The organism is Colwellia echini (assembly GCF_002843355.2).
GTDB lineage: Bacteria > Pseudomonadota > Gammaproteobacteria > Enterobacterales > Alteromonadaceae > Colwellia > Colwellia echini.
Window position 1 is genome coordinate 19,644 of sequence record NZ_PJAI02000025.1, and the last position, 17,227, is coordinate 36,870.

Here is a 17,227-nt window from a genome sequence, read left to right on the forward strand (position 1 = left end):
ATAGCTCCCAATAACCCGTTATTGGCTTCGCTTTCCCGCCTTGTACTACGAATAATTAAAACTATTGTAGATACGTGAATACAAGTAGTTGATATTTTTATACTTTACAATTTCATTATCCCAAACTCAGGTTATTTAATCAAAAGGTGCAGTACAGATACCTAATCAAAAAAGTAGTAAAACTTAATTTAACGGGTAACGATTATGCACTTAAACATGGTTATATTTGTTTTACATCAATTATTTCGACTGATTGTAATCCTTGTTGAGTTTGCCATTTAATGCATTGACCAGTTCTTAACCCTAGTAACGCAGAGCCAATAGGGGCAAATATGGAAATGCTGTCATCGTATTTTGCGATATCATGAGCAAAGCATAAGGTTTTAGTGAATATTTTTTGGCTAGCCAAAATTTTAAAGGTAACTTGACTACCAATCATAACAACATTAGTCGGCATATCTTTACTTTTAACTATAGTCGCTCTTGCTAACTCATCTTCTAAGGCTGCGACTAAGTCATGTGGTAAGTTTGATTTTTCTATCTGCAATTCTAAAGCAGCTAGATCGACAGTTGAAATAGTAATTTCTGGTTGTTCTTCCATTTTTTTCTCATCTTTTATAAATTCTAAAAAGGGAAATATCCCTCATATCATTCTGTCCTCTAGTAATGGGACATAATTTAAAGTTGTTTTACCTTAAGTAAACTCTGATAACTTAGTCGGTTATTTGCTCGGTTATTTGCTCGGTTAATCACTGGTTAAGAATGTTTAAGCACAGCTAATTCTCCAGCCGAACGAATATTAAAAAGTAACGTTATAAAGTAATTAAGAATTTAAGCAGGGGAAAACGCCGAACGTAAAAGTACGTTCGGCTTAATTTGGTAAGGTAAGTAAGTTGTTCTTGATTTGGCTGTAGTGTTCAAACATTCGATTAGATTAAACATAAAATTATGTAATATGCTTCGATAATATCTTTTATAAAAATAAAAACAAGTACTATTTATAGGGTCTGTTGATTTTTCAGGGTTAAAGTTTTATTCAATTTAAAACGTATTTATTTGCGACGCGAGTATTTAAAAGCGAGCAACAAAGAGTAAATGCGTGTTAAATGAATCTAAAGGCAACACTTGTTTGAAATTTATACTGCATTTTCACAGGTTCGTGTAGCCAGCTACACGTCAACGACTTAACTTAAACATCAGGCATAAAAAAAGAGCCATGGCGGCTCTTTTTGGTTATTCATGAATGAGTACTCAATATACTCATTCAATAACTTATTTATAAAGTAATTACTTAATGAATAACATTTCTGAATACTTAGGTAATGGCCATAAGTCATCAGCTACTAACATTTCTAAAGCATCACCGTGTTCACGAGCTTCAGCCATTAATGGACAAATAACATCAGCGCTGTGACGCATATGAGCTTCAGTGTCTGCAAAGTCATGTTTAGCAACTTCACTATCAATTTTAGCTACTGCAGTCATTAAGCCATTAATATGTGCAGCTACTTTCTTAGCAACACTAGAATCTAATTCAATGCCTAAATCAATTGATGTAGCAGATGCATGAGTTAGATCAGATAAGTAAGCAATTGCAGCAGGGTAGATCTTAGTTGTTGCAATGTCGCTTACTAATTTAGCTTCAACTTCAATCGCTAAGTTATATTGCTCGGCATATACTTCGTAACGACTTTCTAGTTCTACTGGAGATAAAACACCAGTACGCTCGAATAAGCCTTTTGTTTCTTCAGAAAGTAAATGTGGTAAAGCATCAGCAGAAGTTGGTAAGTTTAATAAACCACGCTCTTCAACAGCCATTTTATGCCACTCTGCAGAGTAACCGTCACCGCCAAATACTGCATTACCGTGTAATTCCATTAACTCTTTCAATACAGTGATAACAGCTGCAGTTTGATCTTGAGTTTTTAATGCTTCTTCTAATTTGCCAGCAATCCATTCTAATGAGTCAGCAAGCATAGTGTTCATTGCAACTAATGGACCAGAAACTGATTGCTCAGAACCAACGGCACGGAACTCAAAACGGTTACCAGTGAATGCGAAAGGAGACGTACGGTTACGATCGCCTGGATCACGGTCAAAGTTAAGAATTTGAGAAAGACCTAAGTCCATTTCGCCGCCATCAGTAGAACAAGTAAGTTTACCTGTTTTGATTTCTTCAAATACTTTTTCTAATTGGTCACCTAAGTAAACAGAAAGAATAGCTGGTGGAGCTTCGTTAGCACCTAAACGATGATCGTTACCGGCTGAAGCAATAACAGCACGTAATAATGGACCAAATTTATGTACGCCACGAATTACAGCACCACAGAATAATAAGAACTGTAAGTTAGAATGAGGAGTTTTACCTGGATCAAGTAAGTTACCTTGTGTGCTGTTACCAACAGACCAGTTAACGTGTTTGCCTGAGCCATTAACACCAGCAAAAGGTTTTTCATGTAACAAACATAAGAAGCCATGTTCTTTGGCTGTTTGCTTCATCATAGTCATCAACAATTGTTGTTGATCGGCACCAACGTTCGCTGCACCATAATAAGGCGCAATTTCAAATTGACCTGGCGCTACTTCGTTATGATGTGTTTTAGCCGGGATACCTAAACGGTATAATTTGTCTTCGAAGTCTTGCATGAATACTTGAACGCGTGCTGGGATAGCACCGAAGTAATGATCATCAAACTGTTGACCTTTAGCAGGAGCAGCACCAAATAAAGTACGGCCAGCTAATAATAAATCAGGACGTGCATTAGCAAAGTTTGAGTCTACTAAGAAATATTCTTGCTCAGGACCAGCACTTGAATTTAAATCGGCAATTTCTGTTTCGCCCATTAATTTAAGTACTTTTTGTGCTGCATCGTTCATTGCTGCGTTTGATCGCAATAATGGAATTTTTTTATCTAGTGCTTCACCAGTCCAAGACATGAATACACTTGGAATCATTAGCGTTGCGCCATTCGCTGTATGCTGAATATATGCAGGGCTTGTTGGATCCCATGCTGTATAACCACGCGCAGCGTTAGTCATACGTAAGCTACCGTTAGGGAAAGAAGAACCATCTGGTTCGCCTTTAATTAACAAGCTACCAGTAAATTCATTGATTGCGTTACCTTCAGAGTTAGTCAAGATGAATGCATCATGCTTTTCTGCGGTAATGTTAGTCATTGGGTAGAAAACGTGAGAGAAAAATTTAGCACCTTTTGATAAAGCCCAATCTTTCATCGCTGCAGCAACAATATCTGCTGTAGCATTATCTAATGCAGCACCAGATTGAATAGTATTTTTAATAGCTTTATAAGCTTTTTTGGAAATTGCTTCTTCCATTTTTTGTAAATTAAAAACGTCTGTTGCCCAAATTTGGTTCAACGGTTCAGTCATGTTGAACGATAATGGTGCACGATTAGTGATTTGGTCAATCGCTTGAAGACGGGTTTGGTTTCCACTCATTATAGGCTCCTGGGCTTATAGATTAAAGGTTGTAACGTATCGGCTTAAATGTTTCACCATTATCAGCCTTAATTTTTAATATTAATTTTTATAAATACACTGCAATAAGCAGACCAAATATTAAAATTGAGTACATTTTTTCGATGTACTTTTAAAATATAATTTTCTTTATACATATTTAGCACAATAAATTGGACTGGAATATGGTTGAGAGGCTTTTATATTATATAAATATACGCAGATAATATAGTTATTTACTAATCTGTAGTAAAAGTTGCTGCTATTTCACTTATTTTGTTATCTCACTTTAGTATTATTTTACGGAAATAATACTAAAGGAATATATTTACTAGTGTATGACCGTGAGATATTTCGCTACCTTAATGAATTCTCACCTTGGTAGGTTGCGGCATCAATAATTGCCCAAATTTGAAATACGGCTGCAATAATTGCGGGCACTACTAGCCACCATAGTGCATAACCACCGACACAGACTATAGCAAAAATTAATGCAGCCAGAGGACGACCTTGAATGAGTTGTCCTAAGCCTGGGAAAAAAACATTACATAATGCCGCTATTACATTGCCCGTCGAGCCTTGTCTTGTCATAGTCTGATCCAATTGTTATTTAATAGTATGCTTACTTGTTTATCGTAAGTATGTATCTGTTCTACTTGAAAGTGCTTGTTTCAATAACTCTGAAGCCTGCCTCTTGCAGTAGCGTGTAAATATAATATGTAAAGCTAATTTAATAGTAAAACCAATAGCAATACAATCATCTCGAAAGCTCAATGATAATAGTGTTAATTGTATCGGCTAAACTAGCTAAATGATTACAGCTATCTTAATATATGAACATTCTTACGAAAATTAAAAAATTGTTAACTTATATGAGTTTATTTGCAGGTACAGTTATTAATAAATTATGGGATGAACACAAAGGGCAGTTATTTTATTTCATTAGACGAGTAATACGAGAAGATATTCAAGTTGTAGCAGGGTATTTATCATATGTTTGTTTAATGTCGCTTGTGCCTTTAATTGTTGTCACATTTTCAGTATTGACCGCCTTTCCTCTTTTTGCTGAAGTTCAACAGACCCTTGAGCAATTTGTTTATCAAAATTTTGTACCTGCCGCTGGCGATGTGCTGCAAAAGTATTTAACTGGTTTTGTCGCTAATGCTTCTAAAATGTCCGCAGTAGCTATTTCATTTTTGTTCATAGCTGCCTTGTTGCTTATTTCAACTATTGATAATACTTTTAATAAAATCTGGCGAGTCACTACCAAACGACGCACTATGACGTCGTTTGCTATGTATTGGATGGTATTGACCTTAGGGCCAATTTTAGTTGGTGCAAGTATTGCGCTATCTACTTATCTTGTTTCTATCGTATCGGATAGTGAATACGGTACTTTTGGCTTGTTAGATGTGTTTTTACGCATATTACCGTTATTCTCCGCAATTACCGCCTTTGTTATTTTATATATGGCAGTGCCTAATAAAAGAGTGCCTTTTAAATTTGCCATTTCAGGGGCTATTGTTGCTGGGGTATTATTTGAATTAGCTAAAAAGCTATTTTCTTTATATTTAACGGCATTTCCGTCTTATCAAGTTATTTATGGTGCCTTAGCAGCTATTCCTATTGTATTTCTATGGGTTTATCTTTCTTGGATGATCGTATTAATAGGGGCTCTAGTAACTGTTTCTAGACAAGAGTATTGTCTGTTACAGCAAAATGCTTTAAAAGATGCTAGAGCTGTAGCCAGAGAAAATAAAAAAATAGTGAAACAATTAAACAGTGCAGCAAGTGATAGTTTAGTTGATGATACCGTTATAGAAAAAAAGAAGAGTAAATAATGATAGCGTTAATTCAGCGTGTTAGCGAAGCAAGGGTTGTTGTCGATAATAATATTATTGGCGAGATTGAAAAAGGTCTATTGGTTTTTCTTGCTATTGAGCCCTCTGACACCGAGGCAAAAGCAAAGCGTCTTGCTGAACGCGTAGCGGGATATCGAGTCTTTAATGATGACAACGATAAAATGAATCTAAATGTTCAACAAGCAGGTGGCGATATTCTTGTTATTTCACAATTTACCTTGGCTGCTGATACCTCTAGCGGTATGCGTCCGAGTTTTACCTCGGCAGCGAAACCCGATTTCAGTAAGGCTTTATATCAATTTTTTACTCAACAATTAAGAGACAAAGGATTTAACGCACCTACAGGAGAGTTTGGTGCAGACATGAAAGTTTCATTACTCAACGATGGACCAGTAACCTTTACATTAACAATTTAAACACCTTCTAAATAAAATACTTCACTATAACCCCCTGATAAAGTTTTATTTATATCTATATATAAATATAAACAAGACTATTAATTATACTGTTCATTTTTTAATTAATTTAACTATCTCTTTTAGTTAAGTGGTGTTATAATCTCGCGCCCATTAAGTTTGAGTTGTCACTTTGTAAGTGCGAGACAAAGTTAGTGGGGGTCTTTCAAAAGGCAGTGACGGGTCAATTTCTGGCCTTGAATTATAAATTTATCTTATTGTTTTCTTATATTTATATTATTTATGTAAGAAGGGAAAAAAGATAACAATGGAGCAAAAAGTCAATGATCCAAATGCAATCACAGCTGAATGTTGCTGACAACAGTGGCGCTAAGCGTGTTCAATGTATAAAGGTTCTTGGTGGCTCGCACCGTCGCTATGCACGCATTGGTGATATCATCAAAGTTGCCGTAAAGGAAGCAAGTCCTCGCGGTAAAGTAAAAAAAGGTGATGTTCACACTGCGGTAGTGGTGCGCACTAAGAAAGGTGTTCGTCGTACAGATGGTTCTGCTATCCGTTTTGACGAAAACGCGGCTGTAATGTTAAACGCTAACATGCAACCAATTGGTACTCGTATTTTCGGGCCTGTGACACGTGAACTTCGTAATGAAAAATTTATGAAAATCGTATCATTAGCACCAGAAGTACTATAAGGAGTCACGATAATGGCATCTAAGATTCGTCGTGATGATGAAGTAATTATACTTGCAGGTAAAGACAAGGGTAAGACTGGTAAAGTCACTAAAGTTCTTGTTGAGTCTGGTAAAGTATTCGTAGAAGGCGTTAACTTAATCAAGAAACACACTAAGCCTGTACCTCAGTTACAGCAGCCTGGTGGCATTGTTGAAAAAGAAGCACCTTTACAAGTTTCCAACGTAGCGATTGTTAACCCAGCAACGGGCAAAGCAGATCGTGTTGGTTTTAGAATTGAAAACGATAAAAAAGTACGTTTTTTCAAATCTAATAACGAATTAATTTAAATTGGAGTAAACGATGGCGAAACTGCATGATTTATATAAAGATACAGTTGTAGCTGAGTTGCAAAAGCAATTTGGTTATAAAAGTGTCATGCAAGTCCCTCGGATTGAAAAGATCACCCTGAACATGGGTGTTGGTGAAGCTATTGCTGATAAAAAAGTATTAGAGCACGCCACAAATGATCTTACTGCAATCTCAGGGCAAAAGCCGGTAACGACACTAGCACGCAAATCAGTTGCGGGCTTCAAGATTCGTGAAGGCTACCCTATAGGTACAAAAGTAACTCTACGCGGCGAGCGTATGTGGGAATTTTTAGAGCGTTTAATCTCTATTTCTATCCCTCGTATCCGTGATTTCCGTGGTTTAAATCCAAAGTCATTTGATGGCCGTGGTAACTACAGCATGGGCGTTCGTGAGCAAATCATCTTTCCTGAAATTGAGTACGATAAAATCGACAAGATTCGCGGATTAGATATCACTATTACTACTAGCGCGAAAGATAACGAAGAAGGACTAGCTTTATTGTCTGCCTTTGATTTCCCGTTCAAGAAGAAGGTGTAGAGTTATGGCTAAAACGTCAATGAAAGCTCGTGAAGCTAAAAGAACTAAGTTAGTAGCACAATATGCTGAAAAGCGTGCTGCATTAAAAGCAATCATCTCTGGTGTAGATTCTTCTGATGAAGAGCGCTGGGATGCTGTATTGAAACTTCAAAGTTTACCTCGTGATTCAAGTAGCAGCCGTCAACGTAACCGTTGTAATGTTACAGGTCGTCCACATGGTTTCTTACGTAAATTTGGTTTAAGCCGTATTAAATTACGCGAAACTATGATGCGCGGTGAAGTTCCAGGTCTTAAGAAAGCTAGTTGGTAATTCACGGGAGTAAATGGTTATGATGACTGATCCTATCGCGGACATGTTTACACGCATCCGCAACGGTCAATCTGCAGCAAAGACTGCAGTACAAATGCCATCTTCAAAAGTTAAAGTTGCAATTGCAAACTTACTTAAAGAAGAAGGTTATATTTCAGATTTTTCAGTTTCAGGTGATGTTAAACCTGAGCTAGCTGTTACATTGAAATATTTTGAAGGTAAAGAAGTAATTGAAAAGATCAAACGTGTTTCACGTCCTGGTCTTCGTATATACAAAAGCTGTGATGAACTTCCTAAAGTTCTTGCTGGCATGGGTATTGCGATCATTTCGACTTCTAAAGGTTTGATGACGGATCGCGCTGCTCGCTCTGCGGGTATTGGCGGTGAAGTTCTTGGTTTCGTAGAGTAAGGAGAATAATATGTCTCGTGTTGCAAAAGCACCAGTACTTGTTCCTGCCGGCGTTACCATTACGTTATCAGGTCAAGAAATTACAGTTAAAGGTCCAGTAGGTGAATTAACTCACACGATCCATAGTGATGTTGTTGTTTCTCAAGAAGAGAACAGCTTAATTACTAATATCGTTGCTGATGTTAAAGGCGCTTGGGCTCAAGCCGGTACTGCACGTTCTTTAATCAATAATATGGTTGAAGGTGTTAGTAAAGGTTTTGAAAAGAAATTGATTTTACAAGGTGTTGGTTACCGTGCAAAAGCTGCAGGTCAGTCTTTAGACTTATCTTTAGGTTTTTCACACCCAATCAGCCATGCTATTCCTGCTGGAATAACTTGTGAAACCCCTAGCCAAACTGAAATCACACTGAAAGGTTGTGATAAGCATTTAATTGGTCAAACCGCAGCGAACATTCGTGCATACCGTAAACCTGAGCCTTATAAAGGTAAAGGTGTTCGTTATTCTGATGAAGTTGTTCGTCGTAAAGAAGCTAAGAAGAAGTAGGGTAATATAATGGATAAGAAAACATCTCGTTTGCGCCGCGCTAAACGCGCTCGTGCAAAAATTAGCGAGTTGGGTGCGAATCGTTTAGTTATATTCCGTACTCCTCGTCATATTTACGCTCAACTGATCGCTCCTACTGGATCTGAAGTAATTGCATCTGCATCTACTTTAGAGAAAGAATTAAGCGCTCAACTTGAAAAAACAGGTAATGTTGCAGCAGCAACTGCAGTAGGTAAAGCAATCGCTGAACGTGCTGTAGCAAAAGGTATCACTAAGATAGCTTTTGATCGCTCTGGTTTCCTTTACCATGGTCGCGTGAAAGCGTTAGCAGAAGCAGCTCGTGAAGCTGGTCTTCAATTCTAGGGGTTGATAATGGCTAATCATAATCAAGAAAACTCACAACAAAGTGATATGGCTGAAAAGCTAATCGCAGTTAACCGCGTTTCAAAAGTGGTTAAAGGTGGTCGCATTTTCAGTTTTACTGCACTAACAGTAGTTGGTGACGGTAACGGTCGTGTTGGTTTTGGCTACGGTAAAGCACGTGAAGTGCCTGCTGCAATCCAAAAAGCAATGGAAAAAGCACACCGTAACATCGTAAACGTTGACCTGAAGGGTACTACTCTTCAGCATGTTATTACGGGCAAGCACTCAGGCTCTAAAGTTTACATGCAACCAGCCTCTGAAGGTACAGGTATCATCGCCGGTGGCGCGATGCGTGCAGTACTAGAAGTTGCAGGCGTTCAGAACGTATTGTCAAAAGCATACGGTTCTACTAACCCAATCAACGTAGTTCGCGCTACTGTTTCAGCTTTAGTGAATATGCATTCACCAAAAGCAGTTGCAGCTAAACGTGGCAAAAGCGTTGCAGACATTTTGGGGTAATTGAGCATGTCTAAAACAGTTAAAGTAACTCAAATAAAAAGTTCTATCGGTCGTTTGCCGAAGCATAGAGCTACATTAAAAGGCCTTGGTCTACGTCGTATCAATCATACAGTTGAGTTAGAAGATACTCCATCTGTACGTGGTATGATCAACAAGGTTTATTATATGGTTAAGGTGGAGGATTAATTATGCATTTAAATACTTTATCTCCTGCACCGGGATCGCACAAAGCTAAAAAACGCTGTGGTCGTGGTATTGGTTCAGGCATCGGTAAAACTGGTGGTCGTGGTCACAAAGGTCAGAAGTCTCGTTCTGGCGGTAGTGTACGTCCAGGTTTTGAAGGTGGTCAGATGCCATTGAAACAACGTTTACCTAAATTTGGTTTTACATCACGTAAATCTTTAGTTCGCGCTGAAGTACGTTTACATGAATTAAACCTAATTTCTGGCGATGTTGTTGATATTCACGCACTTAAAGACGCTGGCTTAATAACACGTAATATCGTAGCTGTTAAGGTTATGTTATCAGGCGAAATTACTCGTCCAATTACATTACGTGGCATTGCAGTAACTAAAGGCGCACAAGCAGCTATTGAAGCTGCTGGTGGCAAAGTAGAGGAATAATATACAATGGCTACACCAGGAATGGCTACTCAACAAGGTAGTAAAGGCGCAGGCGGTTTGTCTGAGCTGAAACAAAGATTATGGTTCGTATTCGTTGCTTTAGTTGTGCTTCGTTTAGGATCTTTTGTGCCAATCCCTGGTATTGACGCCGCTGTATTAGCTCAGTTCTTTGAACAACAAAAGGGCACCATTGTAGAAATGTTTAACATGTTCTCTGGTGGTGCACTTGAGCGAGCCTCAGTATTGGCACTTGGTATTATGCCGTACATCTCAGCTTCAATCATTATGCAATTGCTTACGGTTATGCACCCGGCAATGGCAGAGTTGAAAAAAGAAGGTGAAGCTGGACGTCGTAAAATCAGCCAATACACACGCTACGGCACTTTAGTTCTAGCAACAGTACAGTCGATAGCGATTGCCAGAAGTTTACCGGATATGATGCAAGGTCTTGTTATTAATGCAGGCTTTGGTTTCTATTTTACTGCGGTTATTAGTTTAATCACCGGCACCATGTTTTTAATGTGGTTAGGTGAACAAATTACTGAACGCGGTATTGGTAATGGTATATCAATTATCATTTTTGCTGGTATTGTTGCTGGCATGCCATCCGCAGTTGGTCAAACGGCTGAAATGGCGCGTCAAGGTGAAATACACTTATTAGTATTATTGCTTATCGGCGTTGTGGTATTTGCAGTAACTTACTTAGTAGTATTTGTGGAACGTGGTCAACGACGTATTGTTGTTAACTATGCGAAACGTCAGCAAGGCCGTAAGGTTTTTGCAGCGCAAAGCACACATTTACCTTTGAAAGTTAATATGGCGGGTGTTATTCCGCCTATCTTTGCCTCAAGTCTTATCTTGTTTCCAGGCACGCTTGCGAGCTGGTTTGGTCAAGGTGACGGCCCCGTTGCTGATTTCTTACAAGGTGTTTCTCAGGCGATGTCGCCAGGGCAACCTTTGTATGTAATGATGTTAGCGGCAGCAATTATATTTTTCTGTTTCTTTTACACGGCTCTTGTTTTCAATCCGCGTGAAACAGCAGATAACTTGAAAAAGTCAGGTGCATTCATTCCAGGGATTCGTCCGGGTGAACAAACATCCAAATATATTGATAAAGTTATGACACGTTTAACCCTTTGTGGTGCTGCGTATATTACCTTTGTCTGTTTGGTTCCACAGTTTATGATCATGGCATGGGACGTACAGTTCTATTTCGGCGGTACATCATTATTGATTATCGTGGTTGTGATTATGGACTTTATGGCACAGGTACAAACGCATATGATGTCTCATCAATATGACAATGTACTTAAAAAAGCGAACTTAAAAGGCTATGGCCGTTAGGCTGAGCTAATTTAGTTAACGGAGTATAAAATGAAAGTACGTGCATCCGTAAAAAAGATCTGTCGTAATTGTAAAGTGATTAAACGTAAAGGCGTAATTCGCGTTCTTTGTGTTGAACCAAAGCACAAACAAAGACAAGGTTAAGCTTAGACTTTAACCTAATATCTTTTAGAAGTGGCATTATGTAGATTTATCTGTATAATGCCGCTTCGATTTGCAGAAAAAAACAATGGTTGGGTATCCTAACGGGCTTTCCAACCAATTAATTTTAATTTTAAATAGGAGATGTGTTTAGTGGCCCGTATCGCTGGCATTAACATCCCTGATCGCAAGCATGCAGTAATCGCCATTACTGCGATTTATGGAATTGGAGCTACACGTGCGAAAGCAATTTGTGCAGCTGCTGGTATTCCAGAGTCAACAAAGATCAGTGAACTAGACGAAGCAAAGATTGATTTGCTCCGCGCTGAAGTGGATAAATTTACCGTAGAAGGTGATTTACGCCGTGAAGTTTCAATGAATATTAAACGTCTTATGGATTTAGGTTGTTTCCGTGGCATTCGTCACCGTCGCAGTCTTCCTCTACGTGGTCAACGCACTAAAACTAATGCGCGTACCCGTAAAGGTCCTCGTAAGCCAATTAAGAAGTAAGAGGAACTAGACAATGGCTAAAACACCCGTTCGTACGCGTAAACGCGTAAAAAAACAAGTTGCTGATGGCATGGCTCATATCCATGCTTCTTTCAACAACACAATCGTGACTCTTACAGACCGTCAAGGTAATGCTTTATCTTGGGCGACTGCTGGTGGCTCTGGTTTCCGTGGTTCACGTAAATCAACTCCATTTGCTGCGCAAGTAGCTGCAGACCGCGCAGGCGCTGTTGCAAAAGAGTTTGGCTTGAAGAATATTGAAGTTTTCGTTAAAGGTCCAGGTCCAGGTCGTGAATCTGCTATCCGTGCCTTAAATGCTGCTGGTTTTAAAATCACCAACATTACTGACGTTACACCTATTCCTCATAATGGTTGTCGTCCTCCTAAGAAACGTCGCGTTTAATCGTAATTTTTTTTAGGATAGTTGGAGAAAGAAAATGGCTAGATATTTAGGTCCTAAGTTAAAGCTTAGTCGTCGCGAAGGTACAGATTTGTTCCTTAAAAGCGGTGTTAGAGCAATTGACACTAAATGTAAAATCGAAACAATACCAGGTCAACACGGCGCCCGTCGCGGTCGTTTGTCAGACTACGGTGTTCAACTTCGTGAAAAACAAAAAGTTCGTCGTATTTATGGCGTACTAGAAAAACAATTCAGTAATTACTACAAAGAAGCAGCACGTCAAAAAGGCAACACAGGTGAAAACTTGTTACAGCTTTTAGAAACGCGTTTAGATAACGTAGTTTACCGTATGGGCTATGCAAGCACTCGTGCTGAAGCTCGTCAACTAGTTAGCCATAAGGCTATCGTGGTAAACGGCGGTGTAGTTAATATTCCATCTTTCACTGTTAAAGCTGAAGATACTGTTTCTGTTCGTGAGAAGTCTAAAACTCAAGCGCGTATTATCGCTGCTTTAGAATTAGCTGATCAACGTGAGAAACCACTTTGGGTTGAAGTAGATACTAAGAAGCTTGAAGGCGTTTTTAAACGTGTTCCAGATCGCGCTGATTTATCTGCCGAAATTAATGAACAGTTGATTGTTGAACTTTACTCTAAGTAGTAAAGTTGCACTTTAAGAGAGGACATATATGCAGGGTTCAGTAACCGAATTCCTTAGACCACGACTTGTTGGCATTGAAACTATTAGCCCTCGTCGCGCTAAGGTAACTTTAGAGCCTCTAGAACGTGGTTTTGGTCACACTTTAGGTAATGCGTTACGTCGTATTCTTTTATCTTCAATGCCGGGTTGTGCCGTAACTGAAGTTGAAATTGACGGTGTTTTACATGAGTACAGTAGTAAAGAAGGTGTTCAAGAGGACATCATCGAAATATTGTTAAACCTTAAAGGGCTTGCTGTTTTATTAGAAGGTAAGAATGAAGCCGTTCTAACCTTAACTAAGTCTGGTGAAGGCCCTGTAACGGCAGCTGATATACAACATGATGGTGATGTAACTATTGCAAATCCAGACCATGTTATCTGCACCCTAACAGGTGAAGGTTCTATCAGCATGCGCATTAAAATTGAAATGGGACGTGGTTATGTTCCAGCTTCAGCGCGCCGTGATGCCGAGGAAGAAGATCGTGCTATTGGTCGTTTGTTGGTTGACGCCTCATTCAGTCCAGTAGTTAGAATTGCTTATGATGTTGATTCTGCACGTGTTGAACAACGTACAGATTTAGACAAATTAGTTTTAGATATGGAAACCAATGGTACATTGGATCCAGAAGAAGCTATCCGTCGTGCTTCAACTATTCTTGCTGAACAGCTTGATGCGTTTGTTGAACTACGTGATATCAAAGAAGTTGAACAAGTGGAAGAAAAACCATTATTCGACCCAATCTTGCTTCGTCCGGTAGATGATCTAGAATTAACTGTTCGTTCAGCCAACTGTTTAAAAGCAGAAGCAATTCAATACATTGGTGATTTAGTACAACGTGCAGAAGTTGAACTTCTTAAAACGCCTAATTTAGGTAAGAAATCTCTTACAGAAATTAAAGACGTTTTAGCGTCACGTGGTTTGTCTCTAGGCATGCGCTTAGAAAACTGGCCACCTGAAAGCATTGTTGACAACGACTAGTTCGATCATCATTTTTTTAATAGTTAGAGAGAAGGGATTAACTTATGCGTCATCGTCAAAGCGGTCGCCAGTTAAACCGTAATAGCAGTCATCGTCAAGCGATGTTCCGCAATATGGCAAGCTCTTTAGTTAAGCACGGCGTTATTAAAACGACTGTAGCTAAAGCTAAAGAACTACGTCGTGTTATTGAGCCACTAGTTACATTGGCTAAAACCGACAGTGTTGCAAATCGCCGTTTAGCGTTTGCTCGTACACAAGATAAAGAAGTAGTAGGTATTTTATTCAGCGAACTTGGTCCTCGTTACCAAGAACGTCCAGGTGGTTACACTCGCATTTTAAAATGTGGTTTCCGTACTGGTGATAAAGCGCCTATGGCATACATTGAGTTAGTAGACCGCCCAGTAGTAGAAGATGCTCCTGAAGTAGTTGAAGAGTCAGCTGAAGCATAAATTTTACTTAATTGTTAAATTGTACTTCAATTAAAAAACCGAGTTTAGGCTCGGTTTTTTATTGCCTAAATTTTGTTAAATCAAACGGCACTTGACCTAACCCCTAATTCACCGTATAAAATATCTATTGCACTTTAGCCTACAACTTTGAGCCTTTATGTCATCAAGAAATCCAATTATTGCCGTTACTGGTTCATCAGGGGCAGGAACATCTACCACAACCGCTGCCTTTGAGCATATGTTTAGAACCCTTGGAATTACTTCTGTAAACGTAGAGGGTGATAGTTTCCATCGTTTTTCACGTCCTGAAATGGATATGGAAAAGCGTAAAGCCAAAGAAGCCCGCGAGAATATTAGCTATTTTGGCGATCTGGCTAATGACTTTGGAGCTTTAGAGAAGTTATTTTGCGACTATGGTGAAACAGGTAAAGGGAAAATAAGACGTTACTTACATACCTTTGACGATGCAGTACCTTTCAACCAAATGCCTGGTACTTTTACCCCGTGGGAAGACTTAGGAGAAGGTACAGACTTATTATACTACGAAGGGCTTCATGGCGGTGTAGTTACACCTGACAACGATGTAGCTAAACATGTGGATCTTTTAATTGGTATGGTGCCTATTGTTAATCTTGAATGGATCCAAAAAATGGTCCGTGATACGGATAAACGTGGCCATACTAGAGAAGCTGTTACAGCTAGTATTGTTCGTAGTATGGAAGATTATATCTCTTTCATCACTCCACAATTCTCACGAACCCATATTAACTTTCAGCGTGTGCCAACGGTTGATACGTCTAACCCTTTTAGCGCTAAAGCGATCCCAAGTTTAGATGAAAGCTTTGTAGTCATACGCTTTCGTGAAGTCAAGAATGTTGATTTTCAATATTATCTACGCATGATTGATGGCTCCTTTATGTCACGTATTAATACTCTCGTTGTTCCTGGTGGAAAAATGGGTTTAGCGATGGAATTAATTTTAACACCACTTATACAAGATTTGATTGATCGCAAAGTACGTTCAAATAAGCAAATTGATTGGATGAGTGATATTTAATATTGTCAAAAGTCTTAGTGAGCCAATTATCTTGAATTTTCCTGCTTTTACGTGTTCATTTATCCTATTGTTCATGCCCCTTCAATTAAGTGCTCAATGGTATCAACACACCTTTAATACCATGGGCACTCGTGCTCATATCGAATTTTGGTTAGATAAGCCTAAAACAACGAAACTTAATACCGAGGCTAATGAACAAACGGATCTAAAAGCCCAACAATTAATTCAACAAATTGTTACCGAAATGAGCCGCTTAAACAACGCAATGAGCCCCTATATTGCAACAAGTGAATTAAGTTTACTTAACAATGATGCAGGCAGCAGAGAAGTAACTATTTCTAGTGAACTCTTTTCGTTATTGACCATTGCGCAAGAAATATCAGTGTTAAGTCATGGTGCTTTTGATATAACTTACGCCTCTATCGGGTATCAATATAATTATCGAGAAAAAATCAGGCCGCAAAAAAATGCAATTGAAAATGCTTTACCTGCTATTAATTATCAAGGTATTACATTAATTGAGGCTAATAACACAGTTAGCTTTGCTAATAATGCTATTAAAATAGACTTGGGCGGTATTGCTAAAGGTTATGCAATACAGCAATGTATTAATATCTTAAAGTTAGCAGGTGTCGAGTCTGCTTTAATGAGCGCAGGTGGAGATACTATTTTATTAGGCGACCGACGGGGTAGACCGTGGTTTGTAGGTATAAAACACCCTCGAGCAGAAGATAAGAATGCAGTTCATATACCGTTGAGTAATGAAGCCATTTCTACTTCAGGGGATTACGAACGTTACTTCATAGAAGATGGCACACGTTATCATCATATTATTAATCCTAAAACTGGTGATTCAGCACGTGAAGTGGTTAGTGTCTCAATTATTGGTAAAGATGCAACTGTAGTGGATGCATTATCAACAACCGTCTTTGTTAAAGGCCTTAAAGAGGGAATGGCATTTATTGACACTTTACCAGAGTATGAAGCGATTATTATCGATAATAATCAAAAATTGCATTTCTCAAAAGGGTTACAGCAATAGCCTGTAATTTTAACCTGTGTCTTGAGCGATAACCTCGTCATTCCCGAAGTAGATACCCTGTCATCCCCGAGGTGTCTGATCGGGGATCTATAAATTTTGGGTATTTGGTGTTGGATGTTTATTCAAAAACTGCGTTTTTGGCTCACCTGCAGGGCAGCTTCCTACAGGTGTACCAAATACCTACAAGTCATCCGTGGCTCACCTGCAGGGCAGCTTCCTACAGGTGCACCAAATACCTACAAGTCATTCGTGGCTCACCTGCAGGGCAGCTTCCTACAGGTGCACCAAATACCTACAAGTCATCCGTGGCTCACCTGCAGGGCAGCTTCCTACAGGTGTACCAAATATCTACAAGTCATTCGTGGCTCACCTGCAGGGCAGCTTCCTACAGGTATACCAAATACCTACAAGTCATTCGTGGCTCACCTGCAGGGCAGCTTCCTACAGGTGCACCAAATACCTACAAGTCATCCGTGGCTCACCTGCAGGGCAGCTTCCTACAGGTGT

General features: G+C 39.1%; 24 protein-coding genes. 21 read left to right on the forward strand and 3 right to left on the reverse strand.

All coding sequences use genetic code 11. From position 1 onward, the window contains the following. Positions 1–220: 220 nt before the first annotated feature. The 3 genes from CWS31_RS15565 to CWS31_RS15575 all read right to left on the reverse strand — a co-directional run bounded on the left by CWS31_RS15565 (position 221) and on the right by CWS31_RS15575 (position 4,068). On the reverse strand, positions 221–601 hold the full coding sequence (locus CWS31_RS15565) for a GreA/GreB family elongation factor (protein WP_101345296.1): 381 nt from the start codon (positions 599–601) through the stop codon (positions 221–223). A 686-nt stretch (positions 602–1,287) separates the two neighbouring features. Further along, a complete protein-coding gene (locus CWS31_RS15570) occupies positions 1,288–3,459 on the reverse strand; it encodes a glutamine synthetase III family protein (RefSeq protein WP_101345297.1) in 2,172 nt (723 codons plus the stop codon). 375 nt (positions 3,460–3,834) lie between these two features. Further along, a complete protein-coding gene (locus CWS31_RS15575; RefSeq protein WP_101345298.1) occupies positions 3,835–4,068 on the reverse strand; it encodes a hypothetical protein in 234 nt (77 codons plus the stop codon). 281 nt (positions 4,069–4,349) lie between these two features. Between CWS31_RS15575 and CWS31_RS15580 the strand changes: the two genes are divergently transcribed. From CWS31_RS15580 to CWS31_RS15680, 21 genes are all read left to right on the forward strand, one after another. Then, complete coding sequence (locus CWS31_RS15580) at positions 4,350–5,318, forward strand: virulence factor BrkB family protein (RefSeq protein WP_246143560.1); 969 nt, start codon at positions 4,350–4,352, stop codon at positions 5,316–5,318. Continuing rightward, positions 5,318–5,755 carry a D-aminoacyl-tRNA deacylase gene (gene dtd, locus CWS31_RS15585; protein WP_101345299.1) on the forward strand — a complete coding sequence of 146 codons (438 nt, stop codon included), beginning with the start codon at positions 5,318–5,320 and terminating at the stop codon, positions 5,753–5,755. Before CWS31_RS15580 ends, dtd begins: the two co-directional genes overlap by 1 nt. A gap of 323 nt (positions 5,756–6,078) precedes the next feature. Further along, the gene (gene rplN / locus CWS31_RS15590) at positions 6,079–6,447 is read left to right on the forward strand and encodes a 50S ribosomal protein L14 (RefSeq protein ID WP_101345300.1); all 369 of its coding nucleotides are present in this window, start codon (positions 6,079–6,081) and stop codon (positions 6,445–6,447) included. 12 nt (positions 6,448–6,459) lie between these two features. After that, positions 6,460–6,774, forward strand: a complete 315-nt coding sequence (gene rplX, locus CWS31_RS15595; protein WP_033094744.1) for a 50S ribosomal protein L24 — start codon at positions 6,460–6,462, stop codon at positions 6,772–6,774. Between the two features lie 13 nt (positions 6,775–6,787). After that, complete coding sequence (gene rplE, locus CWS31_RS15600; RefSeq protein ID WP_101345301.1) at positions 6,788–7,333, forward strand: 50S ribosomal protein L5; 546 nt, start codon at positions 6,788–6,790, stop codon at positions 7,331–7,333. Positions 7,334–7,337: 4 nt separating this feature from the next. Continuing rightward, positions 7,338–7,643 (forward strand): 30S ribosomal protein S14, encoded by a 306-nt coding sequence (rpsN, locus tag CWS31_RS15605; RefSeq protein ID WP_101345302.1) that lies wholly within the window; start codon positions 7,338–7,340, stop codon positions 7,641–7,643. A 19-nt stretch (positions 7,644–7,662) separates the two neighbouring features. After that, positions 7,663–8,052, forward strand: coding sequence for a 30S ribosomal protein S8 (gene rpsH / locus CWS31_RS15610; protein WP_425457533.1), 390 nt, complete (start codon positions 7,663–7,665; stop codon positions 8,050–8,052). Between the two features lie 10 nt (positions 8,053–8,062). After that, positions 8,063–8,596: a 50S ribosomal protein L6 gene (rplF, locus tag CWS31_RS15615; RefSeq protein WP_101345304.1), complete on the forward strand. Its 534-nt coding sequence runs from the start codon at positions 8,063–8,065 to the stop codon at positions 8,594–8,596. A gap of 9 nt (positions 8,597–8,605) precedes the next feature. Further along, positions 8,606–8,959, forward strand: coding sequence for a 50S ribosomal protein L18 (rplR, locus tag CWS31_RS15620; protein ID WP_101345305.1), 354 nt, complete (start codon positions 8,606–8,608; stop codon positions 8,957–8,959). A gap of 9 nt (positions 8,960–8,968) precedes the next feature. Then, positions 8,969–9,478, forward strand: coding sequence for a 30S ribosomal protein S5 (gene rpsE, locus CWS31_RS15625; protein ID WP_101345306.1), 510 nt, complete (start codon positions 8,969–8,971; stop codon positions 9,476–9,478). A 6-nt stretch (positions 9,479–9,484) separates the two neighbouring features. Continuing rightward, the gene (gene rpmD, locus CWS31_RS15630) at positions 9,485–9,664 is read left to right on the forward strand and encodes a 50S ribosomal protein L30 (RefSeq protein WP_058026240.1); all 180 of its coding nucleotides are present in this window, start codon (positions 9,485–9,487) and stop codon (positions 9,662–9,664) included. Positions 9,665–9,666: 2 nt separating this feature from the next. Further along, positions 9,667–10,101: a 50S ribosomal protein L15 gene (gene rplO / locus CWS31_RS15635; protein ID WP_101345307.1), complete on the forward strand. Its 435-nt coding sequence runs from the start codon at positions 9,667–9,669 to the stop codon at positions 10,099–10,101. Between the two features lie 6 nt (positions 10,102–10,107). After that, complete coding sequence (gene secY, locus CWS31_RS15640) at positions 10,108–11,445, forward strand: preprotein translocase subunit SecY (RefSeq protein ID WP_101345308.1); 1,338 nt, start codon at positions 10,108–10,110, stop codon at positions 11,443–11,445. Between the two features lie 30 nt (positions 11,446–11,475). Beyond that, positions 11,476–11,589, forward strand: a complete 114-nt coding sequence (gene rpmJ, locus CWS31_RS15645; RefSeq protein ID WP_101345309.1) for a 50S ribosomal protein L36 — start codon at positions 11,476–11,478, stop codon at positions 11,587–11,589. Between the two features lie 150 nt (positions 11,590–11,739). Further along, positions 11,740–12,096 carry a 30S ribosomal protein S13 gene (gene rpsM / locus CWS31_RS15650; protein ID WP_101345310.1) on the forward strand — a complete coding sequence of 119 codons (357 nt, stop codon included), beginning with the start codon at positions 11,740–11,742 and terminating at the stop codon, positions 12,094–12,096. Positions 12,097–12,109: 13 nt separating this feature from the next. Next, entirely contained in the window at positions 12,110–12,499 is a 390-nt protein-coding gene (gene rpsK, locus CWS31_RS15655; protein ID WP_011041474.1) for a 30S ribosomal protein S11, read from the forward strand. Positions 12,500–12,533: 34 nt separating this feature from the next. Beyond that, on the forward strand, positions 12,534–13,154 hold the full coding sequence (gene rpsD, locus CWS31_RS15660; protein WP_101345311.1) for a 30S ribosomal protein S4: 621 nt from the start codon (positions 12,534–12,536) through the stop codon (positions 13,152–13,154). Between the two features lie 28 nt (positions 13,155–13,182). Beyond that, on the forward strand, positions 13,183–14,172 hold the full coding sequence (locus CWS31_RS15665) for a DNA-directed RNA polymerase subunit alpha (RefSeq protein ID WP_101345312.1): 990 nt from the start codon (positions 13,183–13,185) through the stop codon (positions 14,170–14,172). A gap of 44 nt (positions 14,173–14,216) precedes the next feature. Next, the gene (gene rplQ, locus CWS31_RS15670) at positions 14,217–14,621 is read left to right on the forward strand and encodes a 50S ribosomal protein L17 (protein ID WP_101345313.1); all 405 of its coding nucleotides are present in this window, start codon (positions 14,217–14,219) and stop codon (positions 14,619–14,621) included. 157 nt (positions 14,622–14,778) lie between these two features. Continuing rightward, on the forward strand, positions 14,779–15,678 hold the full coding sequence (locus tag CWS31_RS15675) for a phosphoribulokinase (RefSeq protein ID WP_101345314.1): 900 nt from the start codon (positions 14,779–14,781) through the stop codon (positions 15,676–15,678). Between the two features lie 73 nt (positions 15,679–15,751). Continuing rightward, positions 15,752–16,720 carry an FAD:protein FMN transferase gene (locus CWS31_RS15680; protein ID WP_101345569.1) on the forward strand — a complete coding sequence of 323 codons (969 nt, stop codon included), beginning with the start codon at positions 15,752–15,754 and terminating at the stop codon, positions 16,718–16,720. The last annotated feature ends 507 nt before the right edge of the window (positions 16,721–17,227 follow it).